Annotated in this window: 13 protein-coding genes; 9 read left to right on the top strand and 4 right to left on the bottom strand. The window is 73.7% G+C overall.

From position 1 onward, the window contains the following. The first annotated feature begins 156 nt into the window (after positions 1 to 156). Entirely contained in the window at positions 157 to 759 is a 603-nt protein-coding gene (locus J7W19_RS12500) for a hypothetical protein (protein ID WP_004951231.1), read from the top strand. On the opposite strand, the gene J7W19_RS12495 is transcribed toward J7W19_RS12500, so the two are convergent. Beyond that, positions 743 to 2,107: a type III PLP-dependent enzyme domain-containing protein gene (locus J7W19_RS12495; protein WP_233478100.1), complete on the bottom strand. Its 1,365-nt coding sequence runs from the start codon at positions 2,105 to 2,107 to the stop codon at positions 743 to 745. The two genes, J7W19_RS12500 and J7W19_RS12495, sit on opposite strands and share 17 nt — an antisense overlap. 180 nt (positions 2,108 to 2,287) lie before the next feature. Here J7W19_RS12495 and hutU point away from each other — a divergent pair, with 180 nt between their 5' ends. From hutU to hutI, 4 genes are all read left to right on the top strand, one after another. Continuing rightward, entirely contained in the window at positions 2,288 to 3,949 is a 1,662-nt protein-coding gene (gene hutU, locus J7W19_RS12490; protein ID WP_004952328.1) for a urocanate hydratase, read from the top strand. An 86-nt stretch (positions 3,950 to 4,035) separates the two neighbouring features. Then, positions 4,036 to 5,223 (top strand): allantoate amidohydrolase, encoded by a 1,188-nt coding sequence (locus J7W19_RS12485; RefSeq protein WP_078588224.1) that lies wholly within the window; start codon positions 4,036 to 4,038, stop codon positions 5,221 to 5,223. Further along, complete coding sequence (locus J7W19_RS12480) at positions 5,214 to 6,560, top strand: formimidoylglutamate deiminase (RefSeq protein WP_004952321.1); 1,347 nt, start codon at positions 5,214 to 5,216, stop codon at positions 6,558 to 6,560. Before J7W19_RS12485 ends, J7W19_RS12480 begins: the two co-directional genes overlap by 10 nt. 503 nt (positions 6,561 to 7,063) lie before the next feature. Continuing rightward, on the top strand, positions 7,064 to 8,242 hold the full coding sequence (hutI, locus tag J7W19_RS12475) for an imidazolonepropionase (protein WP_004952319.1): 1,179 nt from the start codon (positions 7,064 to 7,066) through the stop codon (positions 8,240 to 8,242). 233 nt (positions 8,243 to 8,475) lie between these two features. Here hutI and J7W19_RS12470 read toward each other — a convergent pair whose 3' ends face one another. After that, complete coding sequence (locus J7W19_RS12470) at positions 8,476 to 9,720, bottom strand: alpha/beta hydrolase family protein (RefSeq protein ID WP_158688827.1); 1,245 nt, start codon at positions 9,718 to 9,720, stop codon at positions 8,476 to 8,478. A gap of 159 nt (positions 9,721 to 9,879) precedes the next feature. Between J7W19_RS12470 and J7W19_RS12465 the strand changes: the two genes are divergently transcribed. After that, a complete protein-coding gene (locus J7W19_RS12465) occupies positions 9,880 to 10,596 on the top strand; it encodes an aspartate/glutamate racemase family protein (RefSeq protein ID WP_004952314.1) in 717 nt (238 codons plus the stop codon). A 129-nt stretch (positions 10,597 to 10,725) separates the two neighbouring features. On the opposite strand, the gene J7W19_RS12460 is transcribed toward J7W19_RS12465, so the two are convergent. After that, complete coding sequence (locus tag J7W19_RS12460; protein ID WP_040892050.1) at positions 10,726 to 11,655, bottom strand: RNA polymerase sigma factor SigF; 930 nt, start codon at positions 11,653 to 11,655, stop codon at positions 10,726 to 10,728. Between the two features lie 240 nt (positions 11,656 to 11,895). Between J7W19_RS12460 and J7W19_RS12455 the strand changes: the two genes are divergently transcribed. Then, entirely contained in the window at positions 11,896 to 12,285 is a 390-nt protein-coding gene (locus tag J7W19_RS12455; protein ID WP_040892049.1) for an STAS domain-containing protein, read from the top strand. Between the two features lie 160 nt (positions 12,286 to 12,445). Continuing rightward, a complete protein-coding gene (locus J7W19_RS12450) occupies positions 12,446 to 12,955 on the top strand; it encodes an ATP-binding protein (RefSeq protein ID WP_004952304.1) in 510 nt (169 codons plus the stop codon). A gap of 515 nt (positions 12,956 to 13,470) precedes the next feature. On the opposite strand, the gene J7W19_RS12445 is transcribed toward J7W19_RS12450, so the two are convergent. Then, positions 13,471 to 15,003, bottom strand: coding sequence for a peptide MFS transporter (locus tag J7W19_RS12445; protein ID WP_004952301.1), 1,533 nt, complete (start codon positions 15,001 to 15,003; stop codon positions 13,471 to 13,473). Positions 15,004 to 15,469: 466 nt separating this feature from the next. On the opposite strand from J7W19_RS12445, the gene J7W19_RS12440 reads away from it, so the two are divergent. Further along, a complete protein-coding gene (locus J7W19_RS12440) occupies positions 15,470 to 16,150 on the top strand; it encodes a response regulator transcription factor (protein WP_004952297.1) in 681 nt (226 codons plus the stop codon). Positions 16,151 to 16,170: the final 20 nt, after the last annotated feature.

Genomic DNA, 16,170 nt, shown 5'->3' with positions numbered 1-16,170 from the left:
AGGGGGGTCTGGGGGCGCAGCCCCCAGGAATCGGCGAAGGGGTGGGGCCCGGGGCACAGCCCGCCGCAGGCGCCCCCGCCGCCGCCATCCTCAGCTTCTCCTCAGATTCGCCCGCTACCCTGCCCGCGGAATTCAGCCGATGTGAGGAGGTTTCCGATGGGACGTGGACACTGCGCACTGGCGCGCGTAGCCGTGATCGTGCGGGCACCCGCCGCCCCCCTGTGGTGGCTCGGCCTCCTGGCGGCCGGCATCGGTACCGCCCTCCCCGGTCTCACCGGCCGCCGCGTCGGCCTGCTCGCCGGAGCGGCCCTGTTCCTGGTGACCGCCACCGCCGCGTTCACGGCCCGCCGCAAGCGCTACGCCCACCTGGCGCGCGCCGCCTCGCGGGCGGGCAAGTCGGTGTTCCTCCAGGACCGCGCCGTCACCGCCCGCGCCTGGAGGCGAGACCGCCGCTGGTGGCTCGCGCTCGCGTTCCCGGCCGCCGTCGCGTCCTCCCTCGCCGCCCCCGGCACCGCCGGCCTGGCCCTGGCGGGCCTGGGCGCGGGCCTGTGGGCGAAGGCCCAGTGGCTGGGCGGGCTGGAGCGCCGGGCGGGGACGCTGCTGTGGGTGCGGACGGAGTGGGCGAAGGGCGGTCCGGCCGGCAAGCACGTCCGCGGCTACCTGACCACCGGTCTCGCCGCGGGCGACGCCGCCCCCGGCGGCGGCCCCCGCCGTGACCGGCGTCCGGCGGGCCGCGCGGCGGTCAGCGCAGCCCGCTGAGCGACCCCGCGTGCGCGCCCCCGCTCTCGGCGACCAGTTCGTCGAGGGTCTGCGCCGCGCGGACGGGCGCGAACCGCACCTCGTCCGCCGTACCCACCCACCCGTACACCCCCGGCCGCGGCAGCGCGTTGTAGCCGAAGGGCGTGGAGAAGTAGTACGCGCCGGTGTCGAGGAGGGCGACGTGGTCGCCGGCCTCCAGCGGCGGCAGTGCCCGGTCCACGGCCACCAGGTCGCCGGCGAAGCAGCAGGGCCCGGCGACGTCCTGGGCCACCGGCGCGCCGGTCTTCGGCAGCCCCCGGGCGTCGTACGCGGCCACCCGCAGCGGCCAGGCGTCCGGCGCGAACACCGTGCGGGTGGCGACCTGGGCGCCCGCGTGCGTCACGGCGATCCGCCGGCCCCCGGCGGACTTGGCGTACTCCACCCGGGCCAGCACCAGCCCGTGCTTGGCCGTCAGCGACCGGCCGAACTCGGTGACCAGCCCGTACCGCCCGTCGAAGAGCCCCGGCACGGTCGCGGCGAGCAGCCGGGCGTAGTCCCGGTGGCTCGGGGCCTCCTCGTCGGAGGCGAAGTTGACGGGGAGGCCGCCGCCGATGTCCAGGGTGTCCACCTGCTGCCGCCCGGCGAGCCCGTTGATCTCCTCGGCCAGCTCGTAGACGATCCGCGCGCCCTCCGCGAGCAGCTCCGGCGGGCAGCCCTGCGAGCCGACGTGGCCGTGCAGCCGGGTCAGCCAGGGGCGGTCCGCGTACGCCCGCAGCAGCCAGGCGCGGGCGCCCGGGTCGCGCAGCGCCACACCGAACTTCGAGCTCTCCGTGGCGGTGCTCATCGCGCCGATGCTGCCGCCGCCGACCTGCGGATTGACCCGGACGCCCAGCGGCGCGGCGGGCGGCCCGCCGGCCGCGACCAGGGCGTCGAGACGGTCGAGTTCGGCCCGGCTGTCGACGTTGACGGCGACGCCGAGCGCCAGCGCCTCGCGGAGCTCGGCGGGGGTCTTGGCGGGGGAGTCGAGGACGATCCGGCCGGGCGGCAGGCCGGCGGCGCGGGCCAGGGCCAGCTCGCCGGGGCTGGCCACCTCGCAGCCCAGTCCCTCGTCGGCGAGCAGTCGCAGCACCGGCACCAGGGAGGCGGCCTTGACCGCGAAGGCGTGCAGCACGCCCTGCCCGCCGCCGGTCCGGACGTCCTCGAACGCCGCGCGCAGGGCCGCCGCCGACGCCCGCAGACCGGCCACGTCCAGCAGCCCGGCCACCGGGTGCCCCTCGTCCACCAGCCCCCGCGCCACCGCCGCCCGGACGGCGGCGTCCCGCCGCTCCGCCGGGCCGGGCTCCGGCCGGCCGTTCCCCTTCAGGCCCACGTTCCTACTTCACCACCGGACCCGGTGCGGCGCCACGGCGCGAAGGGGGTCACACCACCTGTTGACTAGACGTATTCACCGGCCCAGTATGTGCAGAAGTTCTATTCAGCACGTTCTCCACACGTTCTTCTCACCCACGGCCGGCGTCCGCCGCGGCCGGGAGTCAGGGAGGCAGGGCCCATGTCAGGACCGCGACCCGTGCGAGCGCCGCGAGGCACCGAGCTCAGCGCCCTGGGCTGGCAGCAGGAGGCCGCCCTGCGCATGCTCCAGAACAACCTCGACCCCGAGGTCGCCGAGCACCCCGACAAGCTCGTCGTCTACGGCGGCACCGGCAAGGCCGCCCGCGACTGGCGCTCCTTCGATGCCATGGTCCGCACGCTGCGGACGCTGAAGCAGGACGAGACCATGCTCGTCCAGTCGGGCCGCCCGGTCGGCGTGATGCAGACGCACGAGTGGGCGCCGCGCGTCCTGATCGCCAACTCCAACCTGGTCGGCGACTGGGCGAACTGGGAGGAGTTCCGCCGTCTGGAGGCGCTCGGCCTCACCATGTACGGCCAGATGACCGCCGGTTCGTGGATCTACATCGGCACCCAGGGCATCCTCCAGGGCACGTACGAGACCTTCGCCGCCGTCGCCGCGAAGAAGTTCGGCGGCACCCTCGCCGGAACGATCACCCTCACCGCCGGCCTCGGCGGCATGGGCGGCGCCCAGCCGCTCGCCGTCACCATGAACGACGGCGTCGCGATCTGTATCGACTGCGACCCGCGCGCCATCGACCGCCGCATCGAGCACCGCTACCTCGACGTGAAGGCCGACTCCGTCGACCACGCGCTCCGGCTGGCCGTCGAGGCCCGCGACGCCCGCCGCCCGCTGTCCATCGGCGTCCTGGGCAACGCGGCCGAGCTCGTCCCGCAGCTCCTCTCAATGGGCGCCCCCATCGACATCGTCACCGACCAGACCTCCGCCCACGACCCGCTGGCCTACCTGCCGACCGGCATCGCCTTCGAGGACATGGCCGACGCCGCCGCCAAGGACCCGGCCGGCTTCACCACCCGCGCCCGGGAGTCCATGGCGAAGCACGTCGAGGCCATGGTCGGCTTCCAGGACGCCGGCGCGGAGGTCTTCGACTACGGCAACTCCATCCGCGGCGAGGCCCAGCTCGCCGGGTACGACCGGGCGTTCGCCTTCCCCGGCTTCGTCCCCGCCTACATCCGGCCGCTGTTCTGCGAGGGCAAGGGACCCTTCCGCTGGGCGGCCCTCTCCGGCGACCCCGCCGACATCGCCCGGACCGACAAGGCGATCCTCGACCTCTTCCCCGAGAACGAGTCCCTGGCCCGCTGGATCAAGATGGCCGGGGAGCGCGTCCACTACCAGGGGCTGCCCGCCCGCATCTGCTGGCTCGGGTACGGCGAGCGCGACCGGGCCGGCGAGCGGTTCAACGACATGGTGGCGAGCGGCGAACTGTCCGCCCCCGTCGTCATCGGCCGCGACCACCTCGACTGCGGCTCGGTCGCCTCGCCCTACCGCGAGACGGAGGCCATGCTCGACGGCTCCGACGCGATCGCCGACTGGCCGCTGCTGAACGCCATGGTCAACGTCGCCTCCGGCGCCTCCTGGGTCTCCCTCCACCACGGCGGCGGCGTCGGCATGGGCCGCTCCATCCACGCCGGCCAGGTGACGGTCGCCGACGGCACGCCGCTGGCGGGTGAGAAGATCCGCCGGGTCCTCACGAACGACCCGGGGATGGGCGTCATCCGGCACGTCGACGCCGGGTACGACATCGCGGAGTCGGTGGCCGAGGACCGGGGCGTCCGCGTCCCGATGCGCGAGGGTGACGCGTGAGCCGCACAGCCCGTCCGGAGTTCGAGGACGACCGCGCGGAGCGCGGTTCCGTGGAGCAGCCCGCCGCAGGCGCGGGCTTCCACGAGATGTGGCGCGACCTCGCGCCCATCGGCCGGAACTCCGAAAGCGGCGGCTACCGCCGCCACGCCTGGACCGGCGCCGACACCGACTGCCGCGCGTGGTTCAAGGCCCAAGCGGAGACCCGCGGCCTCACCTACGAGGTGGACCGCAACGGCAACCAGTGGGCCTGGCTCGGCGACCCCACCGCCGGCGACGCCGTCGTCACCGGCTCCCACCTCGACTCCGTCCCCGACGGCGGCGCCTTCGACGGCCCGCTCGGCGTCGTCTCGTCCTTCGCCGCGCTCGACGGGCTCCGCGCGCGCGGCGCCGCGCCCACCCGCCCCCTCGCCGTCGTCAACTTCGGCGACGAGGAGGGCGCGCGGTTCGGCGTCGCCTGCGTCGGCTCCCGGCTCGCCGCCGGCACGCTGACCCCCGAGGCCGCGCACGCGCTGCGCGGCGCCGACGGCGTCACCCTGCCGCAGGCGATGGAACGGGCCGGGTACGACCCGGAGGCCATCGGCCCCGACCCCGAACGTCTCGCCCGCATCGGCGCGTTCGTCGAGCTGCACGTCGAGCAGGGCCGCGCGCTCGCCGAGACGCCGCACCCCGTCGGCGTCGCCTCCGCGATCTGGCCGCACGGCCGCTGGCGGTTCGACTTCCACGGCGAGGCCAACCACGCGGGCACCACGCGCATCGAGGACCGCAAGGACCCGATGCTCACCTACGCCAACACCGTTCTGGCCGCCCGGAAGAAGGCGCGCCTCGCCGGCGCCCTCGCCACCTTCGGCAAGGTCGCCGTCGAGCCCAACGGCGTCAACGCCATCGCGTCGCTCGTCCGCGGCTGGCTCGACTCCCGCGCCGCCGACGAGGCCACCCTGGCCGAGGTCGTCGCCGCCATCGAGCAGGCCGCCGTCGAACGCGGCCTGCGCGACGGGGTGGACGTCCGCGTCACCCGCGAGTCGTTCACCCCGGTCGTCGAGTTCGCCCACGGCCTCCGCGACGAGCTCGCCGGACTGCTCGGCGGCGTCCCCGTGCTCCCCACGGGCGCCGGACACGACGCCGGGATCCTCTCCGCCGCCGTCCCCACCGCCATGCTGTTCGTACGCAACCCCACCGGCGTCTCGCACTCGCCGGCCGAGACGGCCACCGAGGACGACTGCCTGGCCGGGGTGACCGCACTCACCGACGTACTGGAGGGCCTCGCGTGCCGGTGACCACCACCTACTGGGCGGAACACGCCTGGCTCGGCAGCCACGTCGAGCCCGGCGTGGCCATCGACGCCGACCCGGCCGACGGCCGGATCGCGGCCGTGCGCACCGAGGTGACGGCACCCCCGCCCGGGGCGGTGACCCTACGCGGGCTCACCCTCCCGGGCCTGGCCAACGCCCACAGCCACGCCTTCCACCGGGCCCTGCGCGGCGCCGTCCAGATCGGCTCCGGCACCTTCTGGACCTGGCGCGACACCATGTACGGCGTCGCCGACAAGCTCACCCCCGATCGCTACTTCGCACTCGCCCGCGCCACCTACGCCGAGATGGCCCTCGCCGGCGTCACCTGCGTCGGCGAGTTCCACTACCTCCACCACGCGCCCGGCGGCACCCCCTACGACGACCCCAACGCCATGGGCGAGGCGCTGCTCGCCGCCGCCGCCGAAGCCGGCATCCGCATCACCCTCCTCGACACCGCCTACCTCTCCGCCGGCTTCGGCGAACCGCCCAACCGGCACCAACTCCGCTTCTCCGACGGCTCGGCCGACGCGTGGGCCGAACGCGCCGACGCCCTCAAGGGGTGCGGGCACGCCAGGATCGGCGCGGCCGTGCACTCCGTGCGCGCGGTGCCCGCCGCCCAGCTGGCGACCGTCGCCGCCTGGGCCGCCGACCGGGATGCCCCGCTGCACGTCCACCTCTCCGAGCAGACCGCCGAGAACGACGCCTGCCGCGCCGCCCACGGCGTCACCCCGACCCGGCTCCTCGCCGACCACGGCGTCCTCGGGCCGCGCACCACCGCCGTGCACGCCACCCACCTCACCGACGAGGACATCGCCCTGCTCGGCGGCTCCTCCACCGGCACCTGCATGTGCCCCACCACCGAACGCGACCTCGCCGACGGCATCGGCCCGGCCGCGGCCCTCCAGCGGGCCGGCTCCCCGCTGTCCCTGGGCAGCGACAGCCACGCCGTCATCGACCTGCTCGAAGAGGCCCGCGCGATGGAGCTCGACGAGCGCCTGCGCACCCGCACCCGGGGCCACTGGACGGCCGCCGCCCTGCTGCGCGCGGCCACCGCCGACGGGCACGCCGCCCTCGGCTGGTCCGACGCCGGCCGCATCGAGCCCGGCGCCCTCGCCGACCTCACGACCGTCGCGCTGGACTCCGTCCGCACGGCGGGCCCACACCCACGGCTGGGCGCCGAGACGGCCGTATTCGCGGCGACCAACGCGGACGTACGGCACACCGTCGTCGGCGGACGGCACGTCGTACGGGACGGTGTCCACCAACTCGTGGAGGATGTGGCGGGCGCGCTGGCCGACTCCATCGCGGCCCTGCGCTCCTGAAACGGGCGGGCCCAGTGAACCTGTTCGGCGCGACGGGCTCGCCGGGTCCGTTCGGTCCGGCGGAGCGGCCCGGCTCGTTCGGTCCGGTCGGCGTCCCGGGACCGTTCGGATCCGGGGACCAGCCCGGCGCGTGCGCTCCGACAGCTCCGCCCGGCTCGCCCGGCCCGCTCGGCATCCCGGACCCGTCCGGTCCGGGGGTTCTGCCAGGCCCGCCCGGTCCGACGGGACCGCCGGGGCCGCCCGGTCCGCCAGGGCGGGTAGGTTCGGCGGCGGAGCGGCTGGTCCCGGCTCGCGAGTGTCCGTCCCCGGAGCGCCGGGAAGAGGAACCGGGCGAGAAGCCGGGCGCGGCCCCCGCCGGGCCACGAGACGGCACCCCCGTCCGAACGTCCGCCGGGATCCCCGACCGGAAGCCCGGCCGCATCCCCGACACGCACCCCGCCCGAACCCCTGACAAGAAGCGGCCGAACCCGAAGCGCACGAACCCGAAGGACGTCATCACCCCCATGGCCCCCAACACCACGGCGATCACCAACATCGGCAGCCTCGTCACCAACGATCCCTCCCTCCCCGGCACCGGCCCCCTCGGCGTGATCCAGGACGCGGCGGTCGTCATCGACGGCGACCGCATCGCCTGGGTCGGTCCGACAAGCAAAGCACCCGCCACTGACAACGCCGTCGACGCCGAGGGCCGGGCGGCCCTCCCGGGCTTCGTGGACTCCCACTCCCACCTGGTCTTCGCCGGCGACCGGACCGAGGAGTTCAACGCCCGGATGTCCGGCCGGAGCTACAGCGCCGGCGGCATCCGCACCACCGTCGCCGCCACCCGCGCCGCGACCGACGCCGAGCTGGAGGCCAACCTCCGGCGCCACCTCGACGAGGCCCTCCGCCAGGGCACCACCACCCTGGAGACCAAGTCCGGCTACGGCCTCAGCGTCCACGACGAGGCCCGCGCCCTGCGGATCGCCGCCGCCCACACCGACGAGGTCACCTACCTCGGCGCCCACGTCGTCGCCCCCGAGTTCGCCGACGACCCCGACGGCTACGTCGCGCTCGTCACCGGCGAGATGCTCGACGCCTGCGCTCCGCACGCCCGTTGGGTCGACGTCTTCTGCGAGCGCGGCGCGTTCGACGGCGACCAGGCCCGTACGGTCCTCGAGGCCGGGATCGCCAAGGGGCTGCACGCCCGCGTCCACGCCAACCAGCTGGGCCACGGCCCCGGAGTCCGGCTCGCCGTCGAACTCGGCGCCGCCTCCGCCGACCACTGCACCCACCTCACCGACGCGGACGTCGACGCCCTGGCCTCCGGCGACACGGTCGCCACCCTGCTGCCCGGCGCGGAGTTCTCCACGCGCGCCCCCTGGCCCGACGCGCGCCGACTCCTCGACGCGGGCGTCACCGTCGCGCTCTCCACGGACTGCAACCCCGGCTCGTCCTTCACCAGTTCGGTGCCGTTCTGCGTCGCCCTGGCCGTGCGCGACATGGGGATGACCCCCGACGAGGCCGTCTGGGCCGCCACCGCGGGCGGCGCCGCGGCCCTGCGCCGCACCGACGTCGGACGCGTCACCCCCGGCGCCCGCGCCGACCTCCTCCTGCTGGACGCGCCGAGCCACGTCCACCTCGCCTACCGGCCGGGCGTCCCGCTGGTCTCCGCGGTCTGGCGCCGGGGCGTGCGCGAGGTCTGACAAGGGCGCGGAGTCTGACAAGGGCCCCGGGCGATGGAGCGACCGGGGGAATCGGGGCGACGGCCGGCGAACGACCGCTCCCACCACGACGGCTTCCGGACGCGCGCCCCGGCCGCCGTGGCGTCACGACGCCCCTCGGGCGGGGCCCGCCGCACGCCGGGGCCCAGGGCCCCCACGCCAGGAAGGGCCCCGGCACGGGCGGCCGGCCCGACGGCTCGGCCGGCCGCCACCCCTCAGCCCTCCGCCTCCTGCCGCCAGGCGATCCGCACCTCCGGCAGGTCCGCCCCCGGCGCGTCCAGTTCCGGCGCGGCCCGGCCGCACAGGTGCAGACCGAAGAAGGCCGCCACGTAACGGCTCGTCACCGCCTGCGCCCGGCGCCCGTCGAGGCTGCCGAAGAACCGCTGGAACCGCTCCGGTGGCCAGGTGTCCGCCAGCTCCAGGCCGACGCCCAGCGGTGCGAGGTCGGTGACGCCGTAGTGCCGGGTGCCCAGCAGGTTCACCTTGCGGCCCCACGCCCGGTGGGCCGCCATGAAGGCGTCCCAGCCCGCGTCCGTCGAGTCCTCTGTGAACAGCATGAACGGCCGCGTCAGCCCGGTGCGGACGGCGTCCGTCCGCAGCCGCCCGTCGAGCACGACCCCGGCCGAGAACCGGGCGTCCGTACGCAGCGCCTCGGCGGAGGCCGAGCCGCCCAGCGAGTGCCCGAACGCGCCGACGCGGCCGAAGTCCACGGCGGCGCTCACCGCGGGCGCCGGGCTCGGGCCCCGCTCGCCGCTCAGCACGTCCAGGACGAAGCGCAGGTCCGCGGCCCGGACGTCGGAGTACCGCCGCAGCTCCTCGGGGTCGCTCGTCGGCGGATTGCCGGGGACGACGCGGCCGTCGGGGAACTCGACCGGTCCGTCGTAGGTGTGGTTGACGCCCGCTACGACACAGCCCTGGGAGGCCAGTTCCTGGGCGAACGCGGTGCCCGTCGCGGCCGGGTCCTGGCGGCCGGGGCTGTAGAGGATCAGGGGCGCGTCCCGGAGCGCACGGCTCACGGGCGCGCCGGCGCGCGACTGCGTGCGCACCCGGGAGAGCGAGCCCGCCGGCAGGGTGAAGCGCTGCTCCACCAAAGGCAGCAGGCCACCGGTGAGGTAGGGGGCGGTCGTCCGCGCGGAGCCGCCGTCCGCGGCGTACCAGAGCTGCACCATGAGCTCACGCGGCGTCCGAGTGGGCGCGTAGGGGTCCGTACGGCGGGTGTCCACCAGGTGCAGTCGGGTGGTGCCCACCGGGCAGGGGCCGGAGGGGGCCGGGAGGGGTACGGGGTCCATGGACGGTGTGCGGGGCGCGGGCGTCGCGGCGTGCGCCGCCGGGCCCAGGGCGCCCGCGGCGCCACCGGTCAGGGCGGCGCCCACCGCGCCCGCCGAGGCGCGGAGGAGCGAGCGGCGCCCTAACGAGGCAGGGGGCGTGTCGGACGCCCCGCAGGTGCCGGAACGTTGCATGCGTCTCTTCTCCCAAGCGAAGCGGCCGAGATCGAGGGATCGAGTGTGGATCATCGCCGTCATCACATCACCCCCACGTTTCCCGCGGAACCCCCGTTGCGGCCACCGTCACATCACAACTCGATTGCCTCCAGGGGCGCACGGGGCGAAAGTGACCCGATGAAGACGATCGGGCTGTTGGGTGGCATGAGCTGGGAGTCCACCGCCGAGTACTACCGGCTGCTGAACGAGCGCACGCGGGAGCGCCTCGGAGGACTGCACTCCGCCAAGTGCGTGCTGTACTCGGTGGACTTCGCGGAGATCGAGCGGCTCCAGGTCGAGGGCCGCTGGGAGGAGGCCGGCGACGTGCTGGCCGCCGCCGCGAAGTCCCTGTCGGCGGCGGGCGCGGAGCTGCTGCTGATCTGCACCAACACCATGCACAAGGTGGCGGACCGGGTCGCGGCGGAGGTCGACGTCCCGCTGCTGCACATCGGGGACGCCACCGCCGAGGCCGTGCACGCGGCCGGTCCGCGCCGCGTCGGTCTGCTCGGCACCGCCTTCACCATGGAGCAGGACTTCTACCGCGACCGGCTCACGGCGGGCGGCCTGGAGGTCCTGGTGCCGGACGGGGAGGGCCGCGCGACCGTGCACCGGGTGATCTACGAGGAGCTGTGCGCCGGGATCGTCCGCGAGGAGTCCCGCGAGGCGTACCGGGCGGTCATCCGCGACCTCGTCGCGGCCGGGGCGGAGGGGATCATCCTCGGCTGCACGGAGATCGAACTCCTCATCGGTGCCGAGGACAGCCCGGTCCCGGTCTTCCCGACCGCCCGGCTGCACGCGGAGGCGGCGGTCGCCCGGGCGCTGGCCGATGTGCCGGAGGCGGCGCCGACCTCCTGACGGGGGGAGGCGAGCGGCAGCGGGGGAAGGAGACCCCGCCGGACCGGCGAACGACGAAGCGCCGCGCGGGGGTTCCGCGCGGCGCTTCGCGCACCCGGAGGCGGCGGACCGGCAGGCCGGTCCGTCGTGCTACTCGTCGGCCAGCAGCCCGCGCCGCAGCCGCACGAGCGTCCGGGAGAGCAGCCGGGAGACGTGCATCTGCGAGATGCCGAGTTCCTCGCCGATCTCCGACTGGGTCATGTTGCCGACGAACCGCAGCGACAGGATCTTGCGGTCGCGCGGCGGCAGCTCGGCGATCAGGGGCTTCAACGACTCGACGTACTCGACCCCTTCGAGGTCGTGGTCCTCGTAGCCGATCCGGGCCGAGAGGGTGCCCTCGTGGTCGTCGTCCTCGGAGGGCGCGTCCAGCGAGCTCGCGGTGTACGCGTTGCTGGCGCCCATGCCCTCGACGACCTCGTCCTCCGAGATGCCCAGGTGCCGGGCGAGTTCGGCGACCGTGGGGGAGCGGTCGAGGCGCTGGGCGAGTTCGTCGCCGGCCTTGGCGAGGGTGAGCCGGAGCTCCTGGAGCCGGCGCGGGACGCGCACGGACCAGCTGGTGTCGCGGAAGAAGCGCTTGATCTCGCCGATGATGGTCGGCATCGCGAAGGTCGGGAACTCGACGCCGCGGCTGAGCTCGAAGCGGTCGATGGCCTTGATGAGGCCGATGGTGCCGACCTGGACGATGTCCTCCATCGGTTCGCTGCGGGTGCGGAACCGGGAGGCGGCGAACCTGACGAGGGCCAGGTTGAGTTCGACCAGGGTGTTGCGCACGTAGGCGTACTCGTGCGTGCCTTCCTCGAGCGATTCGAGGCGGGCGAAGAGGGTTTTGGACAGGGCCCGCGCGTCCACCGGTTCCACCTCGTCGTACGGGGGGATGTCCGGAAGGGGCGGGAATGTCGACGAGGCGGTCTCCGCCGTCCCGTAGGGGACGGTGTCCTCGTCCTCAGAGCGCGGAAGGATTGCCTCCGGGGAGAGGGGGGAACGCGGTTCGTCGAGCCGGGGTGACATGGTCTCCTCCATCGTTCTCGGCATATGGCCGCCGGTGCCATGAGCTCGTGCTGCGGTTTGCGGCGCCTCCGGGCCGTCCGTGGTGGGTGATGTCTTCCTCTAGCCGTACCGGTCTTTACCTATGCTTGGCAAGTCTCGATTGTCCGTATTTGGTGCTAAATGACGGTTGTTCGACTTTCCGCAGGCGTAGGGAACGCGTAGGGTTTCCGCTGTCCTGAGCGGGCAGGCAGGGCACGGGCACACCATGAAGGGATGCGCGATGGCATGCGGAGATACCAGGAAAAAGGTGTCGGAGTCGTGAGCGGGACCCGGCTGCGGGTGGAGGTCCGGCGGCACGGGGCGAGCGCGGTCGTGAAGCCGGAGGGTGAGCTCGATCACCATACGGCCGATCTCCTGCGCGAGCCGCTGGAGAGCTGCGCCGAGGAGGTCGGCGCGCGCATCGTCGTCGACTGCTCGGGGCTGGAGTTCTGCGACTCCACCGGCCTCAACGTACTGCTCGGTGCCCGGTTGAAGGCGGAGGCCGCCGGCGGTTCCGTCCATCTGGCGGCGATGCGGCCGGTGGTGGCCCGGGTGTTCGAGATCACGGGCGCCGGCGCGGTCTTCGCGGTGCACAGCAGTCTCGACGCGGCTCTCGCCGAGTGACGGGCGGGCGACGGTGCGTTGTGCGGACCACCGGAACGGTGCCGTAGGTGTTCACCGCGTACGTCCGGGCAGGAGCAGGCTGACCGCTTTGTACGCGAAGACTGTGTACGCGACGACAGAGTCTCTTTCTCAATCGGTGAATCGGTGAGGTGAAGCGCTGATGAGCACCACCCGGCCGTACCCGCCGGCGCCGGGCGACCCCGGCCCGGAGGCGCACGGCTCAGCCGCGGCCGAGCCCGCCGAAGCGGGGCCACCGGGCGGGCCGGCCCGCAGGCTCCCCCTCGTCGGGGTCAGCGGCGCCGTTCCCCTGTCCCGTGACTTCACCCGCCAGGCGCTCCGCGACTGGGGGTGGCTGCCCGCGGCCAACGCCGATCACCGGGCCGCCGCCGAGGACGTCCTGCTGGTCGTCTCCGAGCTCGTCACCAACGCCTGCCTGCACGCGGGCGGCCCGGCCGAGCTGCTCGTCAGCAACCGCGGGACGAAGGTGCTGCGGCTGGAGGTCTCCGACCTCGGCAACGGCGAGCCGGTGCCCCGGACCCCGCACCGCGCGGGCCGCCCCGGCGGGCACGGCATGTTCATCGTCCAGCGGCTGTGCCTGGACTGGGGTGTCGTCCGCAACGCGGACGGCGCGGGAAAGACGGTCTGGGCGGAACTGGCCGCCCCCTCGTAGACGGACGCTCGTACGGCGTGCCACCTCGCACGCCCCGACCCTGTCCCGTACGGCCACGGCGCTTCGCCGGTGGCCGCTTTGGTGCGCCCGGACGCCGTGGGGAAGCCGCCGCGGCCACACCCCGCTGACGGGCCGCTTGTCGCCCGCTGATGCCCGCAGGGGACCGCTGACGCCCGCCGGGGACCGCCGGGCCCGATGACGCCCATGGCGCCCGCTGACCGCTCTCTGAAGCGCCCTGACGCCATCTGACGTCCGCAGGGCGCCCGCCGAGGAGCGCCGAGACCGCCGAACAGCCGAGTGCCTCTGGCAGGCGCCAAGGGGCGACGTAGAGGCCCCCCTCCGCCCGGGCCCGGCCCCCCGCCACCCCCTCAGCAGCCCCGCCACCCACGCACGGAAGCCCCCACCCGCGCCCGCCCAGCCCCGCGCGCCCGCCCCGCGCACACGAATGCCCCCGGCGCGTCATCGCGCCGGGGGCATTGTGCGGGAGGCGGCCGACGGCTCGCCTCAGGTGCGCGTCAGCGCACGTCGCCCATGAGGGCCTCGATCTTCTTGCGGGACGACCAGACCGCGACGCCCGCCAGGGCCGCGACCCCGGCCTCGCCGAGGATCACGCCGAAGCCGTTGAGGTCCACGCCCGCCGTGGCCATCAGGGTCATGACGCAGTCACCCGCGGTGACCGCGAGGAACCAGACACCCATCATCTGGCTGGCGTACTTCTTGGGCGCCATCTTCGTGGTCAGCGACAGACCCACGGGGGACAGGCAGAGTTCACCGAGCGTCTGCAGCATGTAGATGGTGATCAGCCACATGGGGCTGACGGTCGAGCCGCCCGTCGCCATCTTCATGGGGATGGCGAAGAGCACGAAGGAGGCACCGGCCAGCAGCATCGCCGCGGAGAACTTCACCGTGGAGCTGGGCTCGCGCTTGCGGCGCGCCATCGACACCCACATCGCCGCGAAGATCGGGGCGAGGACCAGGACCCACGCGGAGTTGACCGACTGGAACCAGGTGGACGGGAAGTGGATGCCGAAGACGTTGTCCGTGGTCTTCTTCTCGGCGAACGTCGACATCGTCGAACCGGCCTGGTCGAAGATGCCCCAGAACACGGCGGCGGCGACGAAGAACCAGATGTAGCCGCTGACCTTGGTCTGCTCCTCCGACGTCAGCTCCTTGTCCCGCTTGATGCGGGCCAGGACGAAGATCGGGACGATCAGGCCGATGAGGGCGATCGGAACGAGGGCCCAGTTGATCGTGAAGTGACCGGTGCCGACCACGACGCCGTAGAAGATCGCGGCGATGACGAGCCAGATCAGGCCCTTGAGCAGCCACGAGTTCCGCTCGGCCGCCGTCAGCGGCATCGGGACCTCGGCGCTCTTCGGGTCCAGCCAGCGGGTGCCGATGAGGAACGCCACCAGGCCGAGGCCCATGCCGATCGCGGCGAGGGTGAAGCCCAGGTGCCAGCTGACCTGCTGGCCGACGGTGCCGATGACCAGCGGCGCGCCGAGACCACCGAGGTTGATGCCGATGTAGAAGAGCGTGAAGCCGCCGTCGCGACGCGGGTCCTTGGGGCCGTTGTAGAGGTGGCCGACCATCGTCGAGATGTTGGACTTCAGCAGACCCGAACCGATCGCCACCAGCGCCAGACCGGCGAAGAAGGTGGGCTTGCCCGGCAGCGCGAGCAGCAGGTGACCGCACATGATCACGCTGGCCGCGATGGCCACCGTCTTGCGGGGACCCCAGACGCGGTCGCCGAACCAGCCGCCGGGCATGGCCAGCAGGTACACCATGGCCACGTACACCGAGTAGATGGCCAGCGACGTCGACTCCGGCATGGCCAGACCGCCGCCCTGGCTGCCGGACTTGGCGTCCGGGCCACCGGAGATCAGGTAGAGGACGAGGAGGGCGCGCATTCCGTAGTAGGAAAAGCGCTCCCACATCTCCGTCAGGAAGAGGGGGGCCAGGCCGAGGGGGTGGCCGAAGAGGGTCTTACCGCCGGCGACGGGGGTGTTGTCCCGCGCGGTTGACTCCTTCGTCAGGCTGGACGCCATGGTCGATCCTTGGGTTCCGAGGACGCGCGTGGAGCTGCTGCGCACCCGTGTGGGGGTTGGCCGGCACCGGATCACGACACCGCCCGCCCCCACGCCCTTGGGGTTCGCCTCCCGTGGGGGAGCCGGCAGAGCGGCCTTGATTCCGGGATCCACGCCCCCGCGCACCTTCGCGCGGCGGACCCGGCCGACAGGTCGTTCAGGTTTCACATAAGAGTGACGTATCAGTCCCGCGTACGGAAGAGACCTCCGGCGCTACTGCCGAGCCGAAGGTCCCACACGCTGGTCCAGACTTCCGGTAACCATACGTCACACCCCGCCCGCATATGGAAGGAGTTGAGACATGGATCACAATGGTTGGCGGAACCATTCATCGGGGTTCCGATGTGTCATCCCCTTCGGCGTTCCCCGGGTCCCGGGTGCCCGGAGTGCGCTCTGACGTGCGCCCGAGCGGACTACCATCACGTGCATGACCCGAGTACTGCTCGCCGAGGATGACGCGTCCATCTCGGAGCCGCTCGCACGCGCGCTGCGCCGTGAGGGGTATGAGGTGGAGGTACGAGAAGACGGTCCCACAGCGCTCGCCGCGGGGATCAAGGGAGACGTCGACCTGCTCGTCCTCGATCTCGGGCTGCCCGGAATGGACGGTCTGGAGGTCTGCCGGCGGCTGCGCACCGAGGGCCACGGCTTCCCGGTGCTGGTCCTCACCGCCCGGGCCGACGAGGTCGACACCGTCGTCGGGCTGGACGCCGGCGCCGACGACTACGTCACCAAGCCGTTCCGCCTCGCCGAGCTGCTCGCCCGCGTCCGGGCCCTGCTCCGGCGCGGCGCCGCCGAGTCCCCCCAGCAGGGGACGGCGACGCACGGCGTCCGGATCGACGTCGAGTCGCACCGCGCCTGGATGGGCGACGAGGAACTCCAGCTCACCGCCAAGGAGTTCGACCTGCTCCGGGTCCTGGTCCGGGACGCGGGCCGGGTCGTCACCCGCGACCAGCTGATGCGCGAGGTCTGGGACACCACCTGGTGGTCGTCCACCAAGACCCTCGACATGCACATCTCCTGGCTGCGCAAGAAGCTCGGGGACGACGCGGCCAACCCGCGCTACATCGCCACCGTGCGCGGCGTCGGCTTCCGGTTCGAGAAGAACTAGCCCCCGCGCCGGAGGGGCGA

This window comes from Streptomyces mobaraensis NBRC 13819 = DSM 40847, assembly GCF_017916255.1.
Taxonomy (GTDB): Bacteria; Actinomycetota; Actinomycetes; order Streptomycetales; family Streptomycetaceae; genus Streptomyces; species Streptomyces mobaraensis.
This window is presented reverse-complemented; position numbering and strand designations above follow the sequence as displayed.

Excerpts from the sequence above, each read along its gene's own strand:
- J7W19_RS12500 (WP_004951231.1), top strand. The coding sequence starts at position 157 with ATGGGACGTGGACACTGCGCACTGGCGCGCGTAGCCGTGATCGTGCGG.
- hutU (WP_004952328.1), top strand. The coding sequence starts at position 2,288 with ATGTCAGGACCGCGACCCGTGCGAGCGCCGCGAGGCACCGAGCTCAGC.
- J7W19_RS12485 (WP_078588224.1), top strand. The coding sequence starts at position 4,036 with ATGTGGCGCGACCTCGCGCCCATCGGCCGGAACTCCGAAAGCGGCGGC.
- hutI (WP_004952319.1), top strand. The coding sequence starts at position 7,064 with ATGGCCCCCAACACCACGGCGATCACCAACATCGGCAGCCTCGTCACC.
- J7W19_RS12470 (WP_158688827.1), bottom strand. The coding sequence starts at position 9,720 with ATGCAACGTTCCGGCACCTGCGGGGCGTCCGACACGCCCCCTGCCTCG.
- J7W19_RS12465 (WP_004952314.1), top strand. The coding sequence starts at position 9,880 with ATGAAGACGATCGGGCTGTTGGGTGGCATGAGCTGGGAGTCCACCGCC.
- J7W19_RS12460 (WP_040892050.1), bottom strand. The coding sequence starts at position 11,655 with ATGGAGGAGACCATGTCACCCCGGCTCGACGAACCGCGTTCCCCCCTC.
- J7W19_RS12455 (WP_040892049.1), top strand. The coding sequence starts at position 11,896 with ATGCGCGATGGCATGCGGAGATACCAGGAAAAAGGTGTCGGAGTCGTG.
- J7W19_RS12450 (WP_004952304.1), top strand. The coding sequence starts at position 12,446 with ATGAGCACCACCCGGCCGTACCCGCCGGCGCCGGGCGACCCCGGCCCG.
- J7W19_RS12445 (WP_004952301.1), bottom strand. The coding sequence starts at position 15,003 with ATGGCGTCCAGCCTGACGAAGGAGTCAACCGCGCGGGACAACACCCCC.
- J7W19_RS12440 (WP_004952297.1), top strand. The coding sequence starts at position 15,470 with ATGACCCGAGTACTGCTCGCCGAGGATGACGCGTCCATCTCGGAGCCG.